Genomic DNA, 1,089 nt, shown 5'->3' with positions numbered 1-1,089 from the left:
GAGTTCTGTAATATCTAAACAGTGCTTCCTGATAGTATCCACCGTAAGGAAAAAAAGAGTTCATTCCAAACTGCATGATCTTCTTTGTCGAGCCTTCAATACCATATATGTCCTTCATGACTCTGCTGATCCAAATATCAACGGGGAATGCGTTAAGTTCGCCGTAAGCAAATAAGACAACGCAACTTCCCACTTTGTAGCCTATACCATCATGCCTTGTAAGCTCTTCCAGCTTTTCTTCAACAGTCAGTGGTATGAGCTGCGAAAAATAAGACTCCTGATCAATTCTTGAGAAAAGTTTCATTAGCCATGGCACTCTGAATCCAATTTTGAGATTAGTCAGCAATTCTTCCGAAATGAGCTTTGCTTGACCTAGAGTAGGGAACTTGTAAAACGTCTCTCCACAGAAGTCGACCCTGTTCTCGGGGAACGCGGCAGACAGGCTATCACTCATCCAGCGAATCATCGGGATGCTATTTCTAGTTGAAAGAATGTATTCTACTACCATTTCGAATGGGTCCTGTCTGAGTATGCGAAGACCATTGGCCTCAGATATTGCCTTCTCCGAAATGAATCTAGCTTCCTCATCGAATTTACTAAGCCTTCTCCTGAGAGTCGAATGAATTTCGTCAAGATCGTCTTCAAGACCAAGATAGTGTATTATACCCGTAGAAATCTCCCTTCCAAGAAGAGAATTGGAAGATGACTTTACCGTGATCTCGCCCAGACTTTTCTTTATGAAGAGGACAGTATCTCGGACTACACCCTTCCACCATTCCCCATCTTTAACCCATCTAAATGTTTGGCCGCAATCCAGTGTTGAATCCAGATCTATGGGCTTTTCAGGTCTGAAAGAGAATTCAATCATAGTTCTACCTCATAAGACTCTACAATCGTTTTCAAGAGCCTGTAAGAATTGTCTTCAAGAAACTCTCCGACTACTATTAAGTAGCACTTTTCTTTGAGATTATCCATATGCAAAGCAGTAATCTGAACCCCTTCAACCACTGTAGAGCTTCTTGAACCGGTCGCTCTTGATAGTGCAAGAATCAACGAAGGAATTTCAAAGTCAATATCCCCATCATAAGG

Annotated in this window: 2 protein-coding genes; both read right to left on the bottom strand. The window is 41.9% G+C overall.

What is annotated here, in order from left to right; genetic code table 11:
- Positions 1-868, bottom strand: an 868-nt coding sequence (locus BG32_RS11860) for a DNA-3-methyladenine glycosylase (RefSeq protein ID WP_121526888.1), incomplete at its 3' end; no start/stop codon positions are given.
- Positions 865-1,089 (bottom strand): hypothetical protein (locus BG32_RS11855; RefSeq protein ID WP_121526887.1); only part of this gene is annotated, 225 nt, incomplete at its 5' end. The genes BG32_RS11855 and BG32_RS11860, both read right to left, overlap by 4 nt.

It is taken from the genome of Mesotoga sp. HF07.pep.5.2.highcov (assembly GCF_003666285.1).
Taxonomy (GTDB): Bacteria; Thermotogota; Thermotogae; order Petrotogales; family Kosmotogaceae; genus Mesotoga; species Mesotoga prima.
Note: the sequence above shows the minus strand (reverse complement) of the source record. Positions and strands in the feature narration are given on the sequence as shown.